Raw genomic sequence first — 24,264 nt, 5'->3', positions numbered from 1 at the left:
AGACTTTAAACCTCGGACTTCAGATCTCCGTGCGGCGAATACGCGCCGCGAGGCCGCGCAGCAACCAAGGCTGCAGATAGATCGGGAACTGCGCCAGGGCAAAGAACAGGAAAGTCGAGGGCGGCACGCCTGCTCCCAGCGCGGCGACGATCATGCCCATGTTCCGCTGGCCCGAGCCGTAGCCGACCATGAAGCGCTCCGAGGCCGGCAGGCGGCGCAGGGCGAGATAGGCCGTAAGCAGCCCGAAACCCGAAACCGCGAAGACGCAAGCCAGGAAGAGCAGCACGCGCTTGGGATCGTCGATCGCCGCCTGCGTGACGCCGTCCATCGCGGCGATGGCGAAGATGAAATACATCAGCACGCCAAAGCCATCGAGATTGGCCTTCATCCCCTTGATCCGCTCGACGCCGAGCCAGATCCGTAGGGCCGCCGCAACCGCCATGCCGCCGCCGACGAAGAGCAGAAGCCTGAACGCCAGGACCCAGCTGTCGAGCGGCACCGCAGCGCCCGCCAGCAATTCGACCAGGAAGGGTGCGACCACAGGGCTGATGATCGTGGTCAGGATGACGCAGGCGATGATCAGCGACGGCTCGAAGCCGTAGAGGATCGCGACCGCCGGCGACGACATGATCGGCGGCGCTGCGCCCATGATGGCGAGCCCCAGCAGGAGCCCCGGATCGAGCGCCTCCCGACCAAGCAGGAGGAAGGCCCCGCCGATCAGCAGGACCGGCGCCGCGACCAGCCAGAGACAGGAGAGGATGAGCTTGCCCGGCCGCCGCACAAGCCCGGCGATGATGCCGAGATCGGCCCGCATGAACACGATCGTGGTGAAGCAGAAGATGGTGATCGGCAGCACCGGGCGCGCCGCAGCCGAGAATTGCGGCAAGGCCAGTCCGAGGAAGATCGAGAGCGCGAAACCTTGCGTGCCATGACGGCCGAGCCAGGCCAAGGCGGCGGCGATTGAAGCGGCAAAACGCGAAAGCATGAAGGCCCGGCTTGGACTGGAAGGGCCGCGACACTCGCCGATCTGGCGTCTTGCGTCACCCGCCATCGCCGCAGGCCCGCCCTGCGTGCGCAGAAAATTGTGAGAGAAAGCCGGCAAAGCGAGGCAAACCCACCGCTTACCGCCGATTGGCGCAAATCTTGCGAAACTTTGGCTGCAAGGCCGCAAAAATGCGCCGTGGCGCTGACATCGCCCCGCAAACGGCTATTTTGCAGCGGTAAAGACTGGCAGGAGCACAAGATGCAGACGGATACCATCGTCCTCGGCGCAGGGATCGTCGGCATTTCGGTGGCGCTGCATTTGCAAAAGGCGGGCCGCTCCGTGCTGCTCGTCGACAAGCGCAGTCCGGGCCAGGAGACGAGCTACGGCAATGCCGGGCTGATCCAGCGCGAGGGCGTCTACCCATACGGTTTCCCGCATGATTTCGGCGCGCTCATCCGCTACGCGATGAACAACACCATCGACGCACATTACCATTGGAACGCGATCCCCAAGCTCGCGCCCTTCCTGTGGTCGTATTGGATGCATTCGCGCGCCTCTCAGCATGAGGCCATCGCCCATAAATATGCGACGCTGATCGAGCATTGCGTCAGCGAGCATGACGCGCTTGCGCAGGAAGCCGGCGCGACCAATCTGCTGCGCCGCAAGGGCTGGATGAAGGTGTTCCGCACCGCAGCCCAGCAGGACGCGCGCCTGGCGGAGGCCGCACGCTGGAACCGCGATTTCGGCCTGAACTACCGTGCGCTCGACGTCGCCACCTTGCGCAGCGAGGAGCCGCATCTCGACCAGAGCCTGATCGGCGGCCTGCACTGGACCGACCCGGTGACGGTGGTCGATCCGCTCGGCTTGTCCAAAGCCTATGTCGCGCGGTTCGAGGAGCTTGGCGGCAAGCTCGCGCTCGGTGACGCCGGCACGCTGGTGCAGGACGCCGCCGGCTGGAGCGTGACGCTCACTGATGGCACCAAGGCGCAGGCCAAGGACGCCGTCGTCGCGCTCGGCCCCTGGGCCGATGTGGTGACCACCAAGCTCGGCTACCATCTGCCGCTTGCGGTCAAGCGCGGCTACCACATGCATTACAAGGCGCAAGGCAACGCCGTGCTCAACCATCCGGTGCTCGACACCGAACGCGGCTATTTCCTCGCGCCGATGCTGCAGGGCATCCGCCTGACGACGGGTGCCGAATTCGCCGACCGCGATGCGCCCAAGACGCCGGTCCAGCTCGCCCGCGCCGAGCCAATCGCCAGGACGCTGTTCCCGCTTGGCGAGCGGGTCGATGCCGAGCCCTGGCTCGGCCGCCGACCCTGCACACCCGACATGATGCCGATCATCGGCCCCGCGCCGAAGCACAAGAACCTGTGGTTCTCGATCGGCCACGCCCATCACGGGCTGACGCTGGCGGCCGTCACGGGCCGGATGATCGCCGAGATGGTGACGGGCCAGAAGGTCTTCGTCGATCCGACGCCGTTCTCGGCTGCGCGATTCGGCTAGGCGGCGTCATCCCGTCTGCGCAGCAGCGTGAAACGCTGCTGCGCAGGACACGGGGCCGTGTGACGAGAGAGGACTCACTCTTATTTAAGAACGGTCCCGCATCTGCGCAGCAGCACTTCGTGCCGCAGCGCGTGCGGGATGACAGCCCTGCACCGCGCGCCCTCGCCTCGCGCTCCGCGACCTGCCACCATTGCTGCTGCTCTCGATTCCAGCTCAAGGTTGCGCCATGGCCCTCGCCGAAGCTCCCATTCAGGACAATGCCTACACTGCGGCGCTTGCGCTGCTCGACCGCGCGCCGATGATCGACGGCCATAACGACCTGCCCTATGTCATCAGGCTCGACCGTAACGCCAAGGGCGATGTGGCGGCCTATGATCTCGCCAGGGTGCATCCCGAGGTCGACACCGACATACCGCGCATGCGGGCCGGCAAGCTCGCCGGGCAGTTCTTCGCGGCCTATGTGCCGCCCAACCACCCCAAGCCCGCCGGCTTCGCGCTCGCCCAGATCGCGCTGATGCGCGACATCCTGAAACGACATTCGGACGCCTTCCGCCCCGGCCTCTCGGCCGCCGACGTCACCGCAGCCAAGGCCGAAGACAGGATCGCGCTGTTCATGACGATCGAGAACGGCTCGGCGCTCGACAACGAGCTCGATGCGCTCGACGCCTATTACGATCTCGGCGTCCGGCTGATGACGCTTTGCCACAACGGCACGCATGATTGGTGCGATTCCGCGACTGACGCCCCCAGGCACAACGGCCTCAGCGCCTTCGGCAAGGAGGTCATCGCGCGCATGAACAAGCTCGGCATGGTCGTCGACCTCGCCCATGTCTCGCCCAAGGTGATGCACGACACGCTCGACGTCACAAGCGCGCCGGTCGTCTGGTCGCATTCCAACGCGTTTTCGCTCTGCGACCACCCGCGCAACGTCCCCGATGACGTGCTCGACCGCGTCGCCGGCAATGGCGGCGTGGTGATGGCGACCTTCGTGCCCGATTTCATCAGCCAGGCCGCGCGCGACTGGCACCGCCCGGTCAAGGACCAGTACGGCAAGACGCCCGAAGGACTCGATTACGCCAAGGCGGAACAGGAGATCGAGCGCAAGGTCGGACCGCGCCCCAAAGCGACGCTGCCGCAATATTGCGACCATCTCGATTACCTCGCCAAGCGCATCGGCCACGACCATATCGGCGTCGGCTCGGACTTCTTCGGCTGGGTCAATCCCGATGGGCTCGAGGACACCACGGTCTTCCCCTCGCTGATCGCGGAATTGATCCGGCGCGGCTGGTCGGAAGACAACCTCGAAAAGCTTGCGGGCGGCAACACGCTGCGGGTCATCCGGGCAGTGGAGAAGGCTGCCGCTTGATTCGCAAGGCGGCGCTGAAAGCCATCGACCAGAGATTTCAGCGCCCCTGGATTGCGGGCGTGAAAGAATACGCCCGATGCGTGCGAAAATGAGCGATTCAACGCCCCGAAACCGTTGATTTCATTGATCCTTAACCGCCCTCGCTAACCATCTCGACCTGCAGTAGCAGCAGCTTGAGATGGCCATGATCAATTTGAACAATATCAAGATCGGTACGAAATTCGTCAGCGCCATCATCCTGATGGGGCTGATCGGGCTGGGCGCCTGCCTCTATGCAGGCCAGCAGATGAGACAGGTCGACACCGACTACTCCACCATGCTGGACACCCGCCCCAAGGCGATCCTCGCGGTTTCGCGCGCATCGCGTACGGCAAACGACCTGATCGCGCAGACCTACAAGATCATCGCCTACCCCGCCGGAGCGCCGGGAATCGCCGAGGCCAAGGCGCAAGGCGAAACCTCCTACAAGGCAACCCTCTCGCATCTCGATGCCGCGGCAGCCGCCATGCCGGAGCTGAAGGGTCGTTTCGAGGCCCTCGCCACGCAGGCGCGCGGCTTGAAGGCCTCCGTTGACCAGGCCATCCAGCTCGGAGAGCGGGATGAGAACGACAAAGCGCTGGCGGTGATGAGCACGCTGGACGGCAAGCTTCGCGAGCTCGTCAACGAGACCGTGACCTTCAGTACAACCCTGATCAAGGACCTCGACGCCAAGTCCAATGCGCTGACCGCTACGACCGAGCACACCATCATCGTCACGCTCGCCTCCAGCATCGCGGGGCTTCTGCTTGGGCTTATCGGCGCTGTCCTGATGTCGTCGCGCACCATCACGCGCCCCCTGGACCGCTTGAAGCTTGCGATGAGCGAACTCGCCGCCGGCAATTTCGACACGGCTGTCGAGGGGGAGGCCCGCAAGGACGAAGTCGGCGCCATGGCCAAGACCGTGCTCGTCTTCAAGCAGAACGGTCTCGAGATGCGGCGGCTGGAAGAGGAGACCGTGCAGTCCCGCACCGCCTCCGAGACACAGCGCCAGCAGATCGAGCGTGACCGCGCCGCCAATGCCCGCGAGCAGGAACGCCTCGCCGCTGAACAGAGCGAGGTCATGGATCTGCTCGCCGGCGGCCTCGACATGCTATCCAAGGGTGACCTGACCTGCCGGATCGATAGCGATGTCGCAGCCACCTATGAGAAGCTGCGCGACGATTTCAACACGGCCGTTGCCCGCCTCAGCGAGACTGTCTCGACGATCCAGGCCACCTCCACCGATGTCGGAAACTCGGCCCGCGAGATCAATATGGGGGCCGACGACCTGTCGAAGCGCACCGAGGAGCAGGCCTCCTCGCTCGAGGAAACGGCAGCCACCACGGAAGAGCTCGCAGCCTCGGTGAAGGCCTCGGCCCATTCCTCGAAACAGGCGGTCGCACTGGCCGAACAGGCGATGTCGGTCGCGGAAAAAGGCGGCGCCATCGTCACCGACGCGGTCGATGCGATGGCGCGGATCGAACTCGCCTCGAAGAAGATTTCGGACATCACCTCGGTGATCGACGAGATCGCCTTCCAGACCAATCTGCTGGCGCTCAACGCCGCGGTGGAAGCGGCTCGCGCTGGCGATGCCGGCAAGGGCTTTGCGGTCGTCGCCTCCGAGGTCCGCACGCTGGCGCAGCGCTCCGGCGACGCCGCCAAGGACATCACGGCATTGATCGGCGAATCCGGCCGCGAGGTCGAGCAGGGCGTGGCGCTGGTGCGCTCGGCCGGCGAGGCGCTCAACCAGATCGTCGAGGCCTCGCGCAAGGTTTCCGCGACCGTGACCGACATCTCGGCGGCTTCCGCCGAGCAGGCCAACGGCATCGACGAGATGAGCCAGACCGTGGCGCATATGGATGAGATGACCCAGCAGAATGCGGCGCTCGCCGAGGAAAGCGCGGCCTCGGCCACATCGCTGCTGAGCCAGATCCAGCGCCTCAACGGCCTGGTCGCGACCTTCCGGACCCATAGCAACTCGGCCAGCCAGCAGGCCCCGATGGTGCAGCCGCAGCGCCGCTACGCCGCCTGACCTCGAGCCGGCAGACCTCCCGGCAGGGATCGTTTGCTCAAAAGGCAGAGATCGCTTCTCAGAGCATTGCGCGAAAAAGTGGGTACCGGTTTTTTCGCAAGAGCAATGCTCTAAACTTTGAGAATCGATCACGTTTTTCGCATTCGGACGGAACCGTCCGAATGCGACGTGATCCAGAGATTGCTTGCCGAAGCTGCTCCATCCGTTAAGGGCTCGCTCTCTATTCGAGAGCGAGCCCTTTTCATGACTGGATCCGGCACAGACCGCACCCGCCCGCCGACCACGGCGCCGGCCCCGGTCATCATCCTGGTCGAACCGCAAATGGCCGAGAACATCGGCATGTGCGCCCGCGCCATGGCGAATTTCGGCCTGTCGGAGATGCGCCTCGTCGCGCCGCGCGACGGCTGGCCGACGGGCGGCGGCCTGAAGAAGGGCGCAACCTCCGCAGCCTCCGGCGCGACCCATATCCTGGAGAATGCCAGGCTCTTTCCAGACACCGCCTCGGCCATCGCCGATCTCAACCATGTGCTCGCCACCACCGCCCGCGAGCGCGGCCAGATGAAGCGCGTGGTCACGCCCTCCGAGGCGATGCCGCCGCTCACGGAGCGTGTCGGTGCGGGCGAGCGCGTCGGCATCCTGTTCGGGCGCGAGCGCATCGGCCTGACCAATGAAGAGATCAGCTTTGCCGACGCGATCCTGACCTTCCCGGTCAACCCGGCCTTCGCCTCGCTCAACCTGGCGCAGGCCGTGCTGCTCGCCGGCTATGAATGGTTCAAGGCGACCGGCGGCGAACCGCCCTTTCGCGAGAGCAACACCTCGCCGCCGGCGACGCGCGAGACGATCCTATCGATGTTCGATTATGTCGAGGGTGAGCTCGACATCTGCGGCTTCTTCCCGCCCGGCAAGAAGCCGGTGATGACCGCCAATCTGCGCGACATCCTGCACCGGCTGAGCCTGACCGAGCAGGAGGCGCGCACCTTGCGCGGCGTCTTCAAGTCGCTGGCCGAAGGACCGCGGCGGCTGCGCGTGCCGAAGCCGCTGGACGAGGGGGACGTCCCTTCTCCCCTCGGGGGAGAAGGTGGCAGCGCGAAGCGCTGACGGATGAGGGCAGAGCCTCAACCCAAGACAAGAAAAGGGCCGCTTGCCCAAGATGGGCAATCCAAGGTGCCAATGTCGGCAACAGCCGACATTGGTGCGGGAGAAGGAAAGCGCGTTCTCAGAACTGGTACTTCATCGTCGCCTTCACGGTGCGGCCGGGCTCGCTGTAGTAGTCACGGCCCTGAGGGCGCGAGAGCGGGACATTGACGGCATCGAAATACTTGCGGTCGAAGATGTTGTAGACGCCGACCTGCAATTCGAGATCCGCGACCTGCGGCAGCGGCCGCCACCACGCCGAAGCATTGAAGATCGCATAACCCGGCGCCTTGAAGCCGGTGCCCGCCGAAACCGTCGAAACGTCGTCACGCGCAGCCGCCAGCTTGGTCGAAACTTCGGCCCCCCAGACATCGGTGCCGTAAGCGATCGCGACGATGCCCTGCACCGGCGGGATCGAGTTCAGGAAGGTGTCGTTGTCCTTGTTCTTGCCGCGGGTATAGGCGAAGGAGCCGCGCACCAGCCAGTTCGGCATAAAGGCATACTGGCCGTTCGCTTCGAAACCCTGGATCTCCGCGCGGTTGATATTCTGGTAGCTGGTGATGCCCCCTTGCGGATACAGCCCACCAACGCCCGCCGCCTGGACCTGATAAGTCTCGATGAAATTGCGGTAGTTGGTGTGGAAATAGGTGATCGAGCCGCCGAGCTGCTTGTCGCCGAAGCGCAAGCCGAGATCGATGCCGTTGCCGACTTCAGGACGCAGATACGGATTGCCGGTGCGCAGATAGGTGGAGGTTCCGCCGAAGCGGCCATAGAGCTCGTCGGCCGTCGGCGCGCGGAAGGTCTTGGCCCATTGCGCGAAGACGGTGACGTCCTTCACCAGGGGCGCGTTCTTCAGGATATCGTATTCGAGCCGGAGGCGCGGCGACCAGCCCGTGTCGCTCGATGACGGCGGCAAACCGACCGGGCGCGAGCCGCCATTCGTGTAGGCCGGCGTATCCTGCGGCTTTTCCTCGTACCAGTCGAAGCGCACGCCGGGCGTGATGCGCAGGCGGTTATCGATCAGGCCGATCTCGTCATGCGCGTAAAGGCCGACGAGCTTTCCGTCGATCTTCGGCTGGTCGGCCTGGTTGGTGAAAAGGTTGTTGCAGGTGGCGAGCGCCCCCGTGAAGGCGCCCGACGCTGGACGCGCCGGGCAATTATCGACGCCGGCCGAGTACTGCTCCAGCGAGGTGCTGCGCAGCTCGGTGCCGAGCGTGACGCGGTGCGACAGCACGCCGGTCTGGAAGTTCTTCAGCAGATAGCCGTTGAAGCCGTAGGCATTCTCTTCGTTGGAATTATCGCGAGCATAGGGGCCGACGATGCTCGTGAAACGCCAGGCATTGGTGAGGTCGTCGCGCTTCAGCCGCTGCCAGTAGAGCGTCGCATGTGCCTCATCGATGAAGCCGCCGGGCTGCTTATAGTCATAGGTCAGCGAGACACGGTTGCGCTCGACATCCTCGCCGCTCTGATAGGCACCCGGACGGAAATTGCCGGTCAGCGAGACCGTGTTGTTCCGGACCTGGGTGCGATCCGCGCGCTTGAAGAACTCGGCGGTGAGGCCGAAGCGATGCTCGCCGACCTCCTGATAGATCTTGCCGAGGACATTGTACTGGCTGAAGTCGCTCGGATTCGGCGCCGTGCGCGTTGCACCGATGCTCTTGTTCGAGCCCTTGCTGTCGATCTCGTGGCCGTCGCGGAAGCCGCCTTGCAGCAGGACGGAGGTGTTGCCCATGCGGGCGGCGACCGCACCGCTGCCGAACCAGGCCCGGTCCGTGCTGTCATAGCCGGTCTTGGCGAGCGTGCCATAGGAACGGCCGTTGCGCAGCAGGTCCTCAGGGTCGAGCGTACGCACGGCGAGCGCGCCGCCGAGCGCGCCACCGCCCAGCGTGCTGGTGCCGCTGCCGCCGCGAAGCAGGTCGAGCGTCGAGAGCGAATCGAAATCGAAGGCGTTCTGGGCGCCGCGAGTGATGCGCGTGTCGATCAGGAAGGGTTGGCGAATGCCGTCGATCGTCGTCAGCACCCGGGCGCCGTCAAGGCCGCGGATGTTGAGCGAATTGTTCTGGCGGTTGAAGCTGATGCCGGCTTCGACGCGGTTCGCCAGATCCGTCAGATTCTGAACCTGCTCGCGGTCGAGTTCCTGGCGCGTCGTGCGCGTCGTGGTCGGCCCACTGAGAAGCGCACCTCCGGGCAGACTCTCACCCTGCACGTTGATCTGGTCGAGAACCACCGGACTGTCCGGATTGGTAGCGCCGGTAACGGGTTGCACGCGGCTTTGTTGCTGCGCATGGGCCGGCCCAGCCATCAAAGCCAACATCAAGCTTCCAAGCGCCACGCCCCCACGCAGTCTAGCGGAATAATCGCCCATCGCCCAAGTCCAGTCCTTGTCACCACAGCCCGGCGACATCGCCGCGCTATTGGAGATTAAAATTAATACAAACAAGGCCTTATACAATCGCACAAGGCAATAATCAGATATTTGCCGTATTTGTATCTGTCAATCTTTTGCAAAATCGCGACTAAACTATGGATTTATTCTAACGAACAACTGAAACGCCAACTCGACAGCCTCGAACGTGGCAACCTGCCCCTGCTGGGAAACGCTTCGCCACAATCCTCCCCTCCCGATCTCGTGATCGTCACAGCGCCGCCCCAAGCCAGCTTCCTATTGCAACGCACAAGCGCCGGAGCATCATGGCCAGGCGCCATCAGGGAACCACACATGCTCGATCGCCGGAGCCTCTTGACCGGAGCCAGCGCCATGGCGGCCACGCTTGCCGGAACCGGGCGCAATGCCTCGGCCGCCGATGTCGACGTCGTCATTATCGGCGCCGGCGCGGCCGGCATCGCCGCCGCCCATGGCCTGAAGGCGGCAGGCCGCAAGGCGATCCTGCTCGAAGCCCGCAACCGCATCGGCGGCCGCGCCTTCACCGACACCTCGCTCGGCCCCGCCTATGACGCCGGTGCGATGTATATCCACTGGGCCGAGCGCAACCCTTGGGTCCAGATCGCCCGCGAACTCGGCGTCGAAACACCGAACGAGCCCACGGGGGGCGGTTTCCAGGTCTTCGCCGATGGCAAGCCCATGCCGGAGACCGACCGGCTGAAGCGCCGCAGCGCTTTCGGGCAGATCGACCGCAGATTGGAGACCGTCGATCTGACCAAGCGCGATCTCTCGGTCGCCGAGCTGCTCGGCGATCTCGGCCCCGACATGGCCCCGATCGCCTCATCGGGCCTGCTGCTCTCGATCGGCGAGGAATCGGAGCGCATCTCGGCGCGCGACTACCAGCGGCTCTGGGCGGGCGACGACCTCATCGTGCCTTCGGGCTATGGCAATCTCGTCACGCGCTATGGCGCGGGCCTCGACATTCGCCTGAACGAGCCGGTCAGCACGATCGCCTGGGACGGGCCGGGCGTCGTCGTCACCAGCCCCTCCGGCAGCTTGCGGGCGAATGCCTGCATCGTCACGGTGCCCGTCGGCGTACTCAAGGCGGGTGCGATCCGCTTCACGCCCGAATTGCCGGCGACGACGCGCGACGCACTCTCCGGCATTGGCATGGGCGCACTGACCAAGATCGCGCTCAAGGTCGAGGGCGAGCGCTTCGGCGTGACTCCGGGCATGAGCTTCCTCGAGGCCGGATCGCCGAAGGCGCTGATGAATTTCGACCTGTTCCCCGACGATCAGGACATCGTCATCGGCTATTTCGGCGGCGACCATGCCCGCGAGCTGGCAAAGGCCGGGACAGTCGAGGCACAGGCCCATGTCACCGATCTGCTCTCGCAGATGCTCGGCGGGGATGTCCGCAAGGCGGTCAAGGCCTGCTCCTTCCCCGCCTGGTGGACCGACCCGTTCTCGCTCGGCTCCTATTCGGTCTGCCTGCCCGGGAAGGAGACGGCGCGCGACGCGCTGGCCCAGCCGGTCGGCGGGCGCATCTTCATCGCAGGCGAGGCGACGGCCGGCGGTGGAGCTATGACGGTCGGTGGCGCGACGCTGGCCGGGCAAGTGGCGGCCGCGGCGGTCGCACGGCTGAAGGCCTAGGGGTTTTAAGGACCATGCTCGCGACCGTTCAGAGCGCGAGCTCCCAGTTCTGGCCGACCAGATCCTGCCCGAAGGAGCGGTGCTTCTCCTCAGCCACCAGCATGAACCCCTCCGCGCGATAGATTGCGCGGGCTGCGTGCAGGATGTCGTTGGTCCACAGCACCATGCGCCCATAGCCAGCGGCGCGGGCGAAGCCGATCGCCTCCCGCACGAGGCCCTTGCCGAGGCCGAGCCCCCGCGCGCGCCTCTCGACCAGCACCAGCCGGAGCTTGGCCACCTCCTCCGTTTCCTCCACCACGAAGGCCGACCCCACCGGCGCGCCGTCCAACTCCGCGATGAAGCAGCGCTCCCGCTCCGGCTTGTAATCACGCAGGAACTTCGCCGCGATCTCGGCCACCAGCGCCTCGAAGCTGGCATCCCAGCCATACTCCTCAGCATAGAGCCGGCCGTGAGCCGAGATCACCCAGCCAATGTCGCCTGGCCGGTGCTGGCGGATGAGCGAGCACCCCGGCGCAGGTCGGGCTCCGGCGAGCAGGGCCTCGGACTGGTCGAGCGCATCAATCAGCCTGGCCTGCTCGGCCGGCGAAAGCCGGGTCACGATTGCCGCCGCCTGATCACGAGAGGCCGCATCGAGTGGCTGGAACGCCTCATGCCCCTTCTCCGTCAGCCGCAGGCGCAGCGCTCGCCCGTCCTGGAGCGAGCGTTCGCGCACCAGCCAGCCCGAGGCGGTGAGCCCCTTGAGGATGCGCGAGAGATAGGCGGGATCAAGTCCGAGCTCGCGCGCCAATTCGCTGGCAAGCCAGTCGTCGCGCTGCGCCAGTTCGTAGAGCACGCGCCCCTCGGTCAGCGCGAAGCCCGAACCGTGCAGGTTGCCTCCAAGCGCGCCGACCCAGCGGGTATGAAAGCGGTTGAAACGGCGGATCGCCGCGATCGCGGCCAGGTTCGCGCTATGCATGGGTTATCCTCCCTTGGGGAGGATCAACAAGAATAATGGACAGAGTCAACTAATTGTCGAAATCGGTCACACACCGGAACAGGGGTAGCGGACGCGCAATCTCGGCACCAGCAGCTCGGCCACGGTCTTGTCGCCGATCTCCGCACGCGGCAGCCTGACCAGATCCTTGATGACGTCCTTGTAGGCGTCCGGAGGCGGGCAGATCGCGCCCGCTCCGGCAAGGCCGAGGACGAAGCCCTCGGTAAAGGCCTGGCAGTTCGAGGCGATCCGTTCATTGGTCGCCGAACAGATGACGAAAAGCGGGCCGGCCTTCAGCTCGGCAGCTCTGACAGCCGGCGACGCGAGCAGCAGCGCCGAGCCGATCAAAAACCCAAAACCGCGCATCCTCGTCTCACTCCAATAGCTGACGGCGCCCCCAATCGCCAGCAGATAAGGACGCATGGATATGACTTCGGTGAGTCGGCGCGCAAGCCAGGCAAAGTCCAGTCGGGAGACGGCAACGCTGCGGGGACCCGATGCCAACAGCGCGAACGACCAAATCCGAGACAGTTTCGAAAGCGCCCCTTAACCCTTTCGCAACCCGCCTCTGGCGCAATCGTGGCCCAGCTCTCTCTCGGCAAGCCAGCCTTCTCAAGCGTTGCGTCATGCAGGTCGATCTTCTGGCCGGAACGGCCTATGGCACGGCAGCGATGCAGCTGCGCCAGCCCACCATCCTGGTTTTCGATTCCGGTCTGGGCGGGCTCACCGTCCTGGCCGAGATGACGCGCGCGCGTCCCGATGCCGGCATCGTCTACGCCGCCGACGATGCCGGCTTTCCCTATGGCCGACTCGACGAGTCGGCGCTGGTCGGGCGCGTGCTGAGCGTGATGGAACGGCTGGTCGAACGCTGCCACCCCGATCTTGTCGTCATCGCCTGCAACACCGCCTCGACCTTGGTGCTGCCCGCTTTGCGGGCGCGTTTCAGCATCCCCTTCGTCGGCACTGTCCCGGCGATCAAGCCGGCTGCCGAGCTGACACGCAGCCGCCTGATCTCGGTGCTGGCGACGCCGGGCACTGTCGCCCGCGACTACACCCGTGACCTGATCACAACCTATGCCGCGGCCTGCAAGGTCACGCTGGTCGGCGCGACACAGCTTGCCGGCCTCGCCGAAGCGGCGCTCAAGGGCGAGGCCATCGACGACGCAGCGGTCCTGGCCGAGATTGCACCCTGCTTCGTCGCCAGCGACGGCGCCCGTACCGATGTCGTCACACTGTCCTGCACCCATTACCCCTTGCTGATCGAGCGGATGCGGCGGCTCGCGCCCTGGCCGGTGAACTGGATCGATCCGGCCCCGGCGGTCGCCCGACGCGTCACCCAGCTCCTCGGGCCGGCTATGCCCCGGCTCGCGGAGGCTGCCGGTGAAGCGCCGGCGATCTTCACCAGCGGCGCCGGCATCAGCGGCCCGCTGCGCATCGCCTTGGCGGGCTATGGGCTGACCCAGGTCGCCATCGAGCCGATACCGCTTGCGAACTGACGCAGCATCATTGTCGGGTCGCTTGAGCCGAAAATGACGCTCCCGGTTTGACAAACCCGCTCCCGCATGGTTCTAAGCCGGCGTCGCGCGGGCCCAAAAGGCCCGCGTGGCTTTTTCCGCACCCGTGATCCGCTCTCCGGAGCCGGATCTGTCGCCCCGGAGATGGGGAGCAGGAGGGCGCGGTCCTCACTCGCGAACCTAGAGGACACGCGAAACATGACCAAGCGCCACGAGGCGAAGTACAAGATTGACCGCCGTCTCGGTCAGAACATTTGGGGCCGCCCGAAATCCCCGGTCAACCGCCGCGAATACGGCCCAGGCCAGCACGGCCAGCGCCGCAAGGGCAAGCCTTCCGATTTCGGCACGCAGCTGCGCGCCAAGCAGAAGCTCAAGGGCTATTACGGCTCGATCTCCGAGAAGCAGTTCCGCCGCTACTACGCCGAGGCGATCCGCCTCAAGGGCGATTCGGGCGAGAACCTGATCGGCCTGCTCGAGCGCCGCCTGGACGCCGTGATCTACCGCGCCAAGTTCGTGGCGACGGTCTTCGCCGCCCGCCAGTTCGTCAATCACGGCCATGTCACGGTCAACGGCAAGCGCGTCAACATCTCGTCCTACCAGGTCAAGCCGGGTGACGTGATTGCGGTCAAGGAGAGCTCGCGCCAGCTCGCCATCGTGATCGAAGCCGCCGCGCTGGCCGAACGCGATGTGCCCGACTACATCGAGGCCGACCACAACAAGTCGACCGCCACCTTCACCCGCACGCCGACCCTGACGGACGTGCCCTATGCGGTGCAGATGGAACCGAACCTGGTCATCGAGTTCTACTCGCGCTGATCGGTTTCGCAGAGCCGGGCCGCAAGCGCCTGGCGGGATTCACGAAAGGGCGGTTCGCGAGAGCCGCCCTTTCTGTTTTTTTTGTCCCCCTCACGGTTTTGGCGGGCGCTTCTTCGGCCGGGCTGTTGAGCCTTCGCTCCAGCCCGCCTACGCTCCCCGACGTGACCTCTATCCCTCCCGCTTGGACGCATCTTCAGCCCGGCTCTCTCAAGGCGCTCCTGGAGCCGCCCGGCAGGGTCCCGCAGGCTATCCGCCTCACGCCCTATAACGTCCCTGTCGAGGCCGCCCTTCAGGTCCCCATGGTCATCGCGGCACGGCTCCTGCTGGCGCTTGCTGTGGAGAAAGGCGGACTTGTCCTCACGCCTGCCGGAGCCCTGAAGCGTGTCGATGTCTGGCATGTCTTCGACAGGACGGAGTGGCCGGGGTACGACAAGGCCACCACCCTCGCGATGAACAAGGTCATCAACGAGCACGACGCCTACGGGGTCCTCTTCACAAGGATCGTGCTGCAAGCTGCGGGGTTCTTGAGGAAGCGTCTAGGAGTCCTGAAGGCGACCAAGGCAGGTAAAGCCCTGCTTGCCCCTGAAGCGGCCCCTGCCCTGCTGGCTGAACTGTTTGAAGCGGTATTCTGGAAGGTCAACCTTCAGGACTTCGACAACAACCCCATCGACTTTTGGCCGCAGCACCATATGGGCGTGATCCTCTGGAGTCTGTCGGTGACGGCGCATAGCTGGTCCAGCGCTGGCGGCCTGACGGAAGAATGCACGATCATGGACACGCTGGACAAGGTGCCGAGGCCCGACCTCCCCGAGTTCGCTATGGTGTCGAGGGTTCTGCGACCCCTCTCATGGTTGGGCCTTTTCGAGAACCGGAAGCAAAATGGGCACTCCGGCTGGGGGTTCGATGAGGATTTCCGGAAAGTGCCGCTATTCGGGCAGTTGGTGAGCTTTGGGGTGGAGATGAAGGGGACGGAAGGGGCTCGGCATTGAGACGCGAATGTCAGAGAAGGAGCGAGCCAGCGTGTAGGAACACTATGTTTCGAAGCACTTGGCGCGTCCTATTCGCGGCGCTCGCTAGCCTGCTTTTGAGCGCATGCAGCGAAGACTTTGGCTCTTATCGTTTCCGAGTCACGATTGAGGTTGAAACCCCTCGCGGTATGCGGAGTGGGTCATCCGTCTATGAAGTTCACTATAGCCGCTTCGGCGGTTCGGCTCACGCCGATCTACGGGGACAGGCTGTTGTCGTGGAGGTGGGCGACGGCCGCGAGTTGTTCGCCCTGTTGGCGCATGGGCCTACCGGGAGCAATACAGACGTATTCCCGTGGCTTCCTGTGTCCGCTTTGACCGGCGCAACTTGGGGATGGGCCAGTACCGAGGCATTGCAACGAGCGCCTCTCCCCGAAGGCAAAGTCGATTTGAGCGGACCTCTGATCCCCACGATAGCGTTTTCTACAGACGCTAGTGACCCCAAATCGTTTCAGGCAGTTATGCCGGAAAACCTATCGGCCATGCTGGGCTCGGGCTATCTTTTCAGACGAGCGACACTAGAAATCGTTCCGGCAGGCATTTGGCCTTTCAGGAATATGCCCCTGCATCGACCACTCTGGCTGGTCGGCGAGCCGATTACGCTCGATATCGCTCGAAAGTTACCCTGGCTCGATCTAAGGGGCGGCTACCTGAATGGAGGCTTCACCTGCAACCCCGGCTTACAAACCTGCTTGCACGACGGAAACTTTAGGCGACCGTGACCAGCCGACTTGAAACGGAGAGTTTCGCAACAGGTGACAAGCCAACCTCCGGATAATCGGCCGCCAAAATCTCTTGGCCCCCTTCTCCGGCCGTTTCCCGATTCCCTCCGTGGCCCCCTCGCGTTTGGTCGCCATCACGGGGCCCGCCGGGTCTGGAGAGGGATTAGGCGGTTTGCTGATCAGTACTGAGCCTTCTCAACTCTTCGATGCAGCTATCAAGCTCTGCGCTTAGCTTCTCGGCCGCTTGAAGGTCGAAGTTGATGAAGTTGTTCGGACGCCCCTCCTCTCCAGCATAGGCGTCTGCTATGATTTTCGCGCCGATATAGAGGCGGCCGTTTAGTCCCCGTTTGATACGCCATTGCAGATGAGCCCCCGGGGTCTGCCCCCGCACTGGCTGAGCCTCGACCAACACGTCACCGAGTACGGCGCTTAGCGATGGCGAATTGGAAACGGTTCTCTTGATCCAATCGAACAGGGTGGCTCCCCGAAAGCCAAAGGCGGCGGGCTATATCATAGCATGACCGGTTCATGGAGGGCTTCCTGCTGCTACGGGTTGGGGCGAGCAGGCCGTTACGGAGGCAGGCCGGTACTGGACTAGCCGGGAAGACTCGTGGGCGTCTACGGTACGAGTGCCAGCAGCAGCTCAACTGGAGCGTCGATCTTGCTAGACGCAATCGTTGGGCAGACGCTCCGTTTCCTTTGGTTCGTCATCGCGGAAATTGCCTGCTTCCTCACCGGCAAGGCTCTTGTGCGAGGCCTTACGTTTGGCAGACTGACCGTTGCCGGCTACCGCGAGACCAAGAAGCCGTTCGCATTTTATTGGCGAGAGGGGCCTCAGCTCGTTCTCAATAGCGGCATCGCTGTTTTGATTGGCGGAGCTTTCTGGATCGCTCTTTTCATCAGCGCCATTCATCTCCTTCGGTGATGGCGAGCGCCGTTCCACTGAAGCAGGCCCGAACGCCCATGTAGTAGCGCCAGCCATCCAGCTTATCGCTTGAGCGCCGGGTCAATACCGGCCCAGGCGGGATGCCCGGCCGGGCTCTCGTCCCAGAACAGGATGTCGTCGAACAGGATCGTCTGGGCTGTCTCGGGCAGCGCATCCCGATAAATGCCGAAGCGCGGCTGCGTATCGATCACCGGCGTGCCCTGCCGCGTCGCGCCATAGCGCGGATAGCCGAGAAGGCCGCGATAGACCGGGCAGGCGCGCCCGTCGAACCAGAGCCGCAGCAGGCTGTCGCCCTCCGCCCGGCCCGGCCTGATCAGCACATTGACACGATGCCAGCGCCCCGTCTCGACCGGCCAGTCGCCACAGAAGCGTTGCTGGCCGACGCTGTCGCCGCAGCCTTGCGTACCGGCGACCTTGGCCCGGAAGACCGGTGTCGTTCCATCAGAATCGACCTCGATCTTGAAGAGCGGATTGGCCGCGTCGCAGATCTCCTCGCCGCCCCTGCCCTTCTCGTAACGCGGATCGATGTTCTGCTTGATCTGCTGGATGACCGTCCGGTTCCGGCGCGACAGCCAGTCGCCATCGATCCGGAAGCTGAAGCTGTACCAGGTCGCGGCGTCGAAACGCACGACTTCATGGCGAAGCTGGACCTCGGCCCGCTCGGTCGGGATCGAACCGGGATTGGGATCATAACCGTCCCCCGGCTTGACCGTGATGCCCAGCGCATGCTGGCCACCAGCCGTCTCGACACAGCGGATCCGGCTGGAATGCACGGCGCTGTCGAGCTGCGAGGAGATCCGCCAATCCTGGCCGGAGATGCAGGATGTCTCGAAATCAGCAGCAAAGACCGGCTGCGCCCCGCCCGCCCGCACTGCCGCAGGCCAGAGCGGGATCGCAAGCATCAGCAGCATCGAACGAAGCAGAGCGCGCATCGCACCACCTTCGCAAAAGCCGGCCTAGAGCATTGCGCGAAAAAGTGGGTACGGGTTTTTCGCAAGAGCAATGCTCTCAACTCTTGGAACAGATCACGTCGCATTCGAACGGAAACGTCCGAATGCGACGTGATCTAGCGATACATTGGATGGACCGCCCTGGCCGCGCAATACCATGCACCGCCCCGGTCCAGGGCCGCGCAGCGCTCAGGCGGGCTCACAGATGCGAGCCGGCCTCGTCGCGAAAGCAATAGCAGCCGACGCAGAGGCAGCCGATCAGGATCGAGATCGCATAAGGCCCCAAGAGGCACAAAACGAAGACCGAGCCGATGAAGCTCCGCATTCCCCATGTCAACCATGTCGCCCTCATGGTCACCTCCTCGCAGTGGATTTACTGCCGAAACGTAAATGCAAAGCGATGAATTCAACTTAAACAAGTATGGTGAATCGCAGGTCCGTCGATTTTACCTGTTGTCAGCGATGTTCGCCTTCCCCTCCGCTGACAGTACCGCATAATTTTACCAGGCCTTGCCGGCCCTGATTCGGGAAAGGATGACTATGATGAAGACGCTGCTCGCTGCCCTCGCCTTGACCTGCCTCTCCAGCCTTGCCCAGGCGCAAAGCTGCGCGGTCCAGGCCGGAGACAAGAAACTCAACGGCGCCGCCAAGACCAGCTTCCTGACGAAATGCGAGAAGGATGCCGGCGCGGCTTGCGACAAGCAGGCGGCGGACAAGAAGCTCGCCGGCGCGGCCAAGGCCAGTTTCACCAAGAAGTGCGTCTCGGACGCCGCGGGCACCTGACAGGCGCCTATTTGAGCCTATGAAAAAGGGCGGCTCCGGAGAGCCGCCCTCGATGCATTGGTGCTGAAATCCGGTCAGCCGCGACGCTCGCGCCAATCGTCCCGCCAACGGCGCGGGCCACGATCATCATCGTCACGGCTACCACCGCGGCGCTCCTCGAAACGCTCGCGCATGCGCTGCATCATGCCGCGCCCCTCGGCCATCGATTCACGCACGGCACGGCGAACCACCGTCTTCTGCTCGTCGCTGAGCGTCGTCCAGAGCGGGCGGACGGCGTCGGCGAGTTCCTTGGTCCGCGTAGCGCGCTCGGCCTGACGGCCGGACATCATGTCGAGGCGCTCCATGATATCGGCATGGCGGAAGGTCTCGCGCTGCTCACGCATCGCCGCCCAGCCCTCGCGGCGCTTCTCGGCGCCCTTCTTGATGACGTTCTCGACGGCATCGAACAGCGGCACCTGCTCGGGCTTGAGTTTCATGTCAGTGCGCAGCTTGGTCAGGCGCTCGGTCAGGCGAGCCTGCATGCGCTCGGCCCGCTGCTCGCGGGATTCGCCGCGCCGGTCGTCACGCGAATCGCTACGCTCCTGCTGCGGACGATCGCGGTCGGAACCTCCGGCCGGCGGTAACGGCTGCGGCTGGGCCAGCGCAAGCGAGGCCGTGATGGCGGCAGCGGCCGAAGCTGCGATCAGGGCAATGCGTTTCATCTTGATCTCCCATGACACGAAACGAATATCTGGCACGAAACGAATATCGGGTCGCTGAGCGGGTCTCGAAGCCGGTTCACTATGGTCGCAAGGTGAGGCCGCGGGCGTGACCCGGCGATGGCGCAAGCATGAAAAGATCGTAATGTGGGCAGGCTCGGCACGGAAGTCCCGTTCTCCGACGAAAGCGTTTTCAGGCGAAATGGACACCGGCTTTCCTGATAAAAATGCGTTAAAACAACGACATAGATGAATTTCTGCCCAATTGGATTGAACAATGCCTCCGGCTTAAAGTCTGACCTTGATGCGCAATCTCATCACCGATGTCCGCGGCGTCCTCGTCGGCAATGCGCAGGACCCTCGAGCGGCGACCGGCGTCACGGTCGCCCTGTTCGAGCGCCCCTGCATAGCCTCGATCGCCGTACTCGGCGGCGCGCCCGGCACGCGCGACACTGCGCTGCTGGAGCCAGAGATGACGGTGGAGCATATCGACGCGATCGTGCTCTCGGGCGGCTCGGCCTGGGGGCTGGCTGCAGCCGATGGCGTGATGGCAGGGCTCGCCGCAAAGCAGCGCGGCTTTCAAATCGGCAGCCTGCGCGTGCCGCTCGTGCCGCAAGCGATCCTGTTCGATCTGCTCAATGGCGGCGAGAAGCCCTGGGCCAGGGATGGCGCAAGCGAGCCGCCCTACCGCGCGCTCGGCCGCGCCGCGCTCGATGCCTCGGCAGGTGATTTCACCCTCGGCACCGTGGGCGCGGGTTATGGCGCCAGCACCGTCAATCTCAAGGGCGGCCTCGGTTCCGCCAGCGCACAGACGGCGACGGGGCAGATCGTCGGGGCGCTGGTTGCCGTCAATGCAGTCGGCACGGCGACGATCGGCAAGGGCCCGCATTTCTGGGCCGCGCCCTATGAACAAGATGATGAGTTCGGCGGGCTCGGCTGGCCCGCCGCGATCACCCCCGCCGACAGCACGATCCGGTTCAAGGGTGGCCCCGGCCAGAACACCACGATAGCACTGGTCGCGACCGACGCCGCCTTGACCAAGGCCCAGGCCAAGCGGCTGGCGCTCGCAGCCCATGACGGCCTTGCCCGCGCCCTGAGGCCAGCCCATGGCGCGCTCGACGGCGATATCGTCTTCGCAGCGGCCACCGGCCATGCCGGCGCTCCGTCCGACGCCTTTGCGCTGACCGAGCTTTGCGCCGCAGCTGCCGACGTGCTGGCGCGCGCCGTCGCGCGCGGCGTCCATGCCGCGACCGCCCTGCCCTTTCCCGGCGCGAAGCCGGCCTGGCGCGACCTGTTCGGGAGCCGATAGCCCAAGCAGCACGCCTGCAGCCTCGAGGAGATACCAATGGCCAGCGTCAGATACCTTGTGAACGATGTGGATGAAGCCGTCGCGTTCTACAGGGACAAGCTGTCCTTCGTACTGAAGCAGCAGTTCGGCCCGGCCATGGCGATCCTGGAGAGCGAGGGCCTGACCTTGTGGCTTGCCGGTCCACTCGCATCCGCCTCCAGACCGATGCCGGATGGTCGCAAGCCGGAGCCAGGCGGCTGGAATCGCTTCGTCCTGGAGGTCAGTGACCTGCCAGCCCTGGTCGAAGGACTGGGCGCCCAGGGTGTGCAGTTCCGCAACGCCATCGTCGAGGGTCCAGGCGGCCGCCAGATCCTGTGCGAGGATCCCTCTGGTAATGTGATCGAGCTTTTCCAGCGCGCCTGACCGGCGGCGCGGTGATCAGCCTCACGCGCCCAAAGGAGCGTATTTATTTTCATATGCGCGCGGCGGATTTACGTCTTAGAAAGTCCGAGAACCACACAGTTCAATCACTGGTTGCAGTCCTACTGCCTGGGGGATCGCCTCACGGCAGTGCCATGCAACCGTCGGGAAAGGCTGTGGTATGCGTGAGATCGCCTTCGGCGCCGTCTTCAGCCTCGTCATGGCGATCGGAGTCTTTCTCACCGCCGCCTGGCCCGTACCGGGCCGCCCGGTCGCGGCCTATTTCCGGGCGGGAACATCGGCCGCGCAGGTCGCAGGCGCCGTCGCCCAGGCCGGCGGCAACCTGCTGCAGTTCGGCGCTACGCCTGCTCTCGTCATCAGCCTCGGCGACCGGCCCGACTACGCTGCCCAGCTCTACCAATCTGGCGCCTGGCTGGTGATCGACGGTGAACTGGCGCGCCTGTGCGCGAGTGAGGCCTGGCAGGCCCGGACATGACGGATGTCGAGCGGTTCAGGGCGCGTTTCGCCTATGTGATCATCGCCGTGCTCTGGAGCAACGCGGTGCTGCTGGCGCTTGCGAGCAGGTTGGGACGAGCCAACAATCCCGATCAGATCGTGGCTGCGGGCATCGCGCTTGCGGCGTTCACCACCCTGGTCTGGTGGGCTTGCGGCACCAGCTGGATAACCCGGCAGGTCAGCTCGATCACGTCGCTCGGCCAGGTCATGCTGCTGGTCTACACCTTCTCGGGACATCCCTATCAGTCCGACATGCACATGTATTTCTTCGCCATATTGGCGGTGCTCGCGGGCTGGCTCGACTGGCGGATTTTCGTCCCCGCCTCGCTTGCTGTCGCGGCGCATCATGCCGTGCTGAGCGTCGTCTATCCGCTCGGGGTCTTTCCCAATGGCAATAGTTTCGACCGCGTCCTGCTGCACGCCGTCATCGTCATCGTGCAGGCGCTGGCTCTGAGCTGGACCGTCTCCTCCCTCAGGGCCGCCCTGGAGACCTCGGAGGCCGAAAAGCAGGAGGCGACCGCAGCCAGGCGCGCGGCCGAGGACGCACGCCATGAGGCCGCCGCCATGACCCAGAAGGCCGCCCAGGAGCGCAAGACGATGCTCTATGAGGTCGCCGAGGATTTCGAGCACAAAATCGCCGGCATCGCCAAGGACGTGATCGCCTCGGTCAGGACCCTGCGCACAGCTTCGCAACAGATGCAGGCCGGAGCTTCCGAGGTGGCAGAACGGGCAGGCGCCGCCTTTCTGTCCTCGCACCACACCTCGTCGAATGTCGTCGCCATCACCAACGCCACCTCCGAGCTCGCGACCTCCTTCGGCGAAATCGACAAGCAGGTCGGCGAGACCACGCGCATCGTCGGCGCGACGACTTCCAAGGCCAAGACCGTGCTCGCCACGGTCAACCATCTCTCGACCAAGGCGGAGGATGTCGGCAACATCGTCGGCATGATCTCGACGATCGCGGAGCACACCAATCTGCTCGCGCTCAACGCCGCGATCGAAGCCGCGCGTTTCGGTCGGTCCGGCGGTGGTTTCACGGTCGTCGCGCAGGAGATCAAGACGCTCGCGAACCAGACTTCGCGGGCGACAGAAAAGATCCAGGGCCAGATCGAAGCGATCCGCAGCTCAAGCGAGGACGCCATCCGCGCCATCGACGCCATGAACACGACGATCGGCTCGCTGAACGAGGTCTCGGCCGCCGTCGCGACCGTAGTGGAACAGCAGAGCGCCGCGACCGCCGGGATCGCCAGCAACATCCAGGTCGCGGCCAAGGAAACCGTGTCGGCCTCCGGCAATATCGAAATCGTCAGCCGCATCGCCACCGAGACCGGCGCCGCCGCTGCCTTCGTCGCCGAATCGGCCGACAGGCTGGACCGGCAATCCGCCGATCTCGACCTCGAGGTCGCACAGTTCCTGGAGCGCATCCGCGAGGCCTGAGAAACGTCGCGAAGAGCGATTTTCGCAGCCCAGGAAATGCGCTCTCGTCTAAGAGTGAGAGCAGGATCAATGCGAAAAACCGGTTTCCACTTTTTCGCATCCTGCTCGAGAGCCGGATGATGTCATCTGGGATCACCAGGTGATCCCAGATGACATCTGAATCCGTCTCTCATCTAAGAGTGAGAGCAGGATCAATGCGAAAAACCGGTTTCCACTTTTTCGCATCCTGCTCTATGGGGCTGTCATGTCGACAGATGCCTTCCTTGCGCGTTTCGGCGCGCCCGGCGCAAGCCAGCCCGATCCCGTTGCCGCCGCGCAGAGCGCGATGCGCAACGCCCTGCCTCGCCGCTTCTATGAGCAGGCCGCCGTGCTGGAGCGCGATGGGCTGTTCCATGTCGCTCTCGACGGCAAGACAGCGCGTACCCCGGCGCGCAACCCGCTAGCAGTCACCTCCCGCCCCGCCGCCGAGGCACTGGCCGCCGAATGGCAGGCGCAGCTAGAGAAGATCGACCCCGCTCGCATGCCGCTGACGCGATTGGTCAATTCGGCACTCGACGGCGTCATCGACCAGCAGGAGGCCGTGCGCGCCGAGATCGTGCGCTATGCCGGCAGCGACGCGCTCTGCTACCGCGCGGCCGAGCCCGACACGCTGGTCGAGCGCCAGGACGCGACCTGGAATCCGATCATCGCCGGGATCGAAACCGCGATCGGGGCCCGTTTCGTGCTGGCCGAAGGCGTGACGTTCGCTGCCCAGCCCGCTGGCACACTGGAGGCCGTTGCTGCCCGCGTCACCGCGATCCCGGCGCCGCTCGCGCTCGCGGGCGCGCACAACGTCATGACGCTGACCGGCTCGACCATCTTGATGCTGGCGCTCGCCGACGGACAGCTTGATCCAGATGCGGTCTGGAACGCCGCCCATCTCGACGAGGACTATCAGATCGCGATCTGGGGCCAGGACGAAGACGCAGCTGAACGCCGCGTCATCCGCCGCAAGGAATTCGACGCGGCGGCGCTGTTGCTGATGCAAGGCTGAGAGCCCGGTCGTACCCGGCCTTGCACCAAAGCGGCAGGCGCCCCCGATGGACAGTCCGGCCTTCCC

22 protein-coding genes are annotated in these 24,264 nt (G+C 64.6%); 15 read left to right on the top strand and 7 right to left on the bottom strand.

From position 1 onward, the window contains the following. Nucleotides 1-19 precede the first annotated feature (19 nt). Nucleotides 20-985 (bottom strand): hypothetical protein, encoded by a 966-nt coding sequence (locus tag BMZ97_RS19950; protein WP_092173628.1) that lies wholly within the window; start codon nucleotides 983-985, stop codon nucleotides 20-22. A 258-nt stretch (nucleotides 986-1,243) separates the two neighbouring features. Here BMZ97_RS19950 and BMZ97_RS19945 point away from each other — a divergent pair, with 258 nt between their 5' ends. The 4 genes from BMZ97_RS19945 (at nucleotide 1,244) to BMZ97_RS19930 (ending at nucleotide 7,005) form a co-directional block, all read left to right on the top strand. Further along, the gene (locus BMZ97_RS19945; protein WP_092173626.1) at nucleotides 1,244-2,491 is read left to right on the top strand and encodes an NAD(P)/FAD-dependent oxidoreductase; all 1,248 of its coding nucleotides are present in this window, start codon (nucleotides 1,244-1,246) and stop codon (nucleotides 2,489-2,491) included. A gap of 226 nt (nucleotides 2,492-2,717) precedes the next feature. Then, complete coding sequence (locus BMZ97_RS19940) at nucleotides 2,718-3,857, top strand: dipeptidase (protein WP_092173623.1); 1,140 nt, start codon at nucleotides 2,718-2,720, stop codon at nucleotides 3,855-3,857. A gap of 184 nt (nucleotides 3,858-4,041) precedes the next feature. Further along, a complete protein-coding gene (locus BMZ97_RS19935) occupies nucleotides 4,042-5,907 on the top strand; it encodes a methyl-accepting chemotaxis protein (protein WP_175525639.1) in 1,866 nt (621 codons plus the stop codon). A gap of 243 nt (nucleotides 5,908-6,150) precedes the next feature. Continuing rightward, a complete protein-coding gene (locus BMZ97_RS19930; RefSeq protein ID WP_092173618.1) occupies nucleotides 6,151-7,005 on the top strand; it encodes an RNA methyltransferase in 855 nt (284 codons plus the stop codon). Between the two features lie 118 nt (nucleotides 7,006-7,123). Here BMZ97_RS19930 and BMZ97_RS19925 read toward each other — a convergent pair whose 3' ends face one another. Beyond that, nucleotides 7,124-9,343, bottom strand: coding sequence for a TonB-dependent hemoglobin/transferrin/lactoferrin family receptor (locus BMZ97_RS19925; protein WP_244546524.1), 2,220 nt, complete (start codon nucleotides 9,341-9,343; stop codon nucleotides 7,124-7,126). Nucleotides 9,344-9,760: 417 nt separating this feature from the next. Here BMZ97_RS19925 and BMZ97_RS19920 point away from each other — a divergent pair, with 417 nt between their 5' ends. After that, nucleotides 9,761-11,077 (top strand): flavin monoamine oxidase family protein, encoded by a 1,317-nt coding sequence (locus BMZ97_RS19920; protein WP_244546511.1) that lies wholly within the window; start codon nucleotides 9,761-9,763, stop codon nucleotides 11,075-11,077. A gap of 28 nt (nucleotides 11,078-11,105) precedes the next feature. Here BMZ97_RS19920 and BMZ97_RS19915 read toward each other — a convergent pair whose 3' ends face one another. Further along, entirely contained in the window at nucleotides 11,106-12,032 is a 927-nt protein-coding gene (locus tag BMZ97_RS19915; RefSeq protein ID WP_092173611.1) for a bifunctional helix-turn-helix transcriptional regulator/GNAT family N-acetyltransferase, read from the bottom strand. A 66-nt stretch (nucleotides 12,033-12,098) separates the two neighbouring features. Beyond that, nucleotides 12,099-12,554, bottom strand: coding sequence for a hypothetical protein (locus tag BMZ97_RS19910; protein WP_139221270.1), 456 nt, complete (start codon nucleotides 12,552-12,554; stop codon nucleotides 12,099-12,101). Nucleotides 12,555-12,676: 122 nt separating this feature from the next. Here BMZ97_RS19910 and murI point away from each other — a divergent pair, with 122 nt between their 5' ends. From murI to BMZ97_RS19885, 4 genes are all read left to right on the top strand, one after another. After that, complete coding sequence (gene murI, locus BMZ97_RS19905) at nucleotides 12,677-13,546, top strand: glutamate racemase (protein WP_092173607.1); 870 nt, start codon at nucleotides 12,677-12,679, stop codon at nucleotides 13,544-13,546. Nucleotides 13,547-13,762: 216 nt separating this feature from the next. After that, a complete protein-coding gene (gene rpsD, locus BMZ97_RS19900; RefSeq protein WP_092173605.1) occupies nucleotides 13,763-14,380 on the top strand; it encodes a 30S ribosomal protein S4 in 618 nt (205 codons plus the stop codon). Between the two features lie 299 nt (nucleotides 14,381-14,679). Beyond that, the gene (locus tag BMZ97_RS19895; RefSeq protein ID WP_139221269.1) at nucleotides 14,680-15,369 is read left to right on the top strand and encodes a hypothetical protein; all 690 of its coding nucleotides are present in this window, start codon (nucleotides 14,680-14,682) and stop codon (nucleotides 15,367-15,369) included. 1,419 nt (nucleotides 15,370-16,788) lie between these two features. Next, nucleotides 16,789-17,052, top strand: a complete 264-nt coding sequence (locus BMZ97_RS19885) for a hypothetical protein (protein WP_092173597.1) — start codon at nucleotides 16,789-16,791, stop codon at nucleotides 17,050-17,052. Between the two features lie 62 nt (nucleotides 17,053-17,114). On the opposite strand, the gene BMZ97_RS19880 is transcribed toward BMZ97_RS19885, so the two are convergent. Further along, nucleotides 17,115-18,005, bottom strand: coding sequence for a heparin lyase I family protein (locus BMZ97_RS19880; protein WP_092173594.1), 891 nt, complete (start codon nucleotides 18,003-18,005; stop codon nucleotides 17,115-17,117). A 217-nt stretch (nucleotides 18,006-18,222) separates the two neighbouring features. Next, nucleotides 18,223-18,348 (bottom strand): hypothetical protein, encoded by a 126-nt coding sequence (locus BMZ97_RS31760; RefSeq protein WP_280141764.1) that lies wholly within the window; start codon nucleotides 18,346-18,348, stop codon nucleotides 18,223-18,225. A gap of 218 nt (nucleotides 18,349-18,566) precedes the next feature. Here BMZ97_RS31760 and BMZ97_RS19875 point away from each other — a divergent pair, with 218 nt between their 5' ends. Further along, nucleotides 18,567-18,806 carry a hypothetical protein gene (locus BMZ97_RS19875; protein WP_244546510.1) on the top strand — a complete coding sequence of 80 codons (240 nt, stop codon included), beginning with the start codon at nucleotides 18,567-18,569 and terminating at the stop codon, nucleotides 18,804-18,806. A gap of 74 nt (nucleotides 18,807-18,880) precedes the next feature. Here the strand turns inward: BMZ97_RS19875 and BMZ97_RS19870 are convergent, their stop codons facing one another. Beyond that, nucleotides 18,881-19,507, bottom strand: coding sequence for a Spy/CpxP family protein refolding chaperone (locus BMZ97_RS19870; RefSeq protein ID WP_092173591.1), 627 nt, complete (start codon nucleotides 19,505-19,507; stop codon nucleotides 18,881-18,883). A 301-nt stretch (nucleotides 19,508-19,808) separates the two neighbouring features. Here BMZ97_RS19870 and BMZ97_RS19865 point away from each other — a divergent pair, with 301 nt between their 5' ends. From BMZ97_RS19865 to BMZ97_RS19845, 5 genes are all read left to right on the top strand, one after another. After that, nucleotides 19,809-20,813 carry a P1 family peptidase gene (locus tag BMZ97_RS19865; protein WP_092173589.1) on the top strand — a complete coding sequence of 335 codons (1,005 nt, stop codon included), beginning with the start codon at nucleotides 19,809-19,811 and terminating at the stop codon, nucleotides 20,811-20,813. 36 nt (nucleotides 20,814-20,849) lie between these two features. Beyond that, nucleotides 20,850-21,215, top strand: coding sequence for a VOC family protein (locus BMZ97_RS19860; protein WP_092173586.1), 366 nt, complete (start codon nucleotides 20,850-20,852; stop codon nucleotides 21,213-21,215). A 178-nt stretch (nucleotides 21,216-21,393) separates the two neighbouring features. Continuing rightward, nucleotides 21,394-21,708: a hypothetical protein gene (locus BMZ97_RS19855; RefSeq protein WP_092173583.1), complete on the top strand. Its 315-nt coding sequence runs from the start codon at nucleotides 21,394-21,396 to the stop codon at nucleotides 21,706-21,708. Continuing rightward, the gene (locus BMZ97_RS19850) at nucleotides 21,705-23,165 is read left to right on the top strand and encodes a methyl-accepting chemotaxis protein (RefSeq protein ID WP_092173581.1); all 1,461 of its coding nucleotides are present in this window, start codon (nucleotides 21,705-21,707) and stop codon (nucleotides 23,163-23,165) included. The genes BMZ97_RS19855 and BMZ97_RS19850 overlap by 4 nt, the downstream gene beginning before the upstream one ends. Nucleotides 23,166-23,409: 244 nt before the next feature. Further along, nucleotides 23,410-24,198, top strand: a complete 789-nt coding sequence (locus BMZ97_RS19845; protein ID WP_092173578.1) for an ATP12 family chaperone protein — start codon at nucleotides 23,410-23,412, stop codon at nucleotides 24,196-24,198. The last annotated feature ends 66 nt before the right edge of the window (nucleotides 24,199-24,264 follow it).

This window comes from Allobosea sp. OK403, from assembly GCF_900113835.1.
In the GTDB taxonomy this organism is placed as follows: Bacteria; Pseudomonadota; Alphaproteobacteria; order Rhizobiales; family Beijerinckiaceae; genus Allobosea.
Note: the sequence above shows the minus strand (reverse complement) of the source record. Positions and strands in the feature narration are given on the sequence as shown.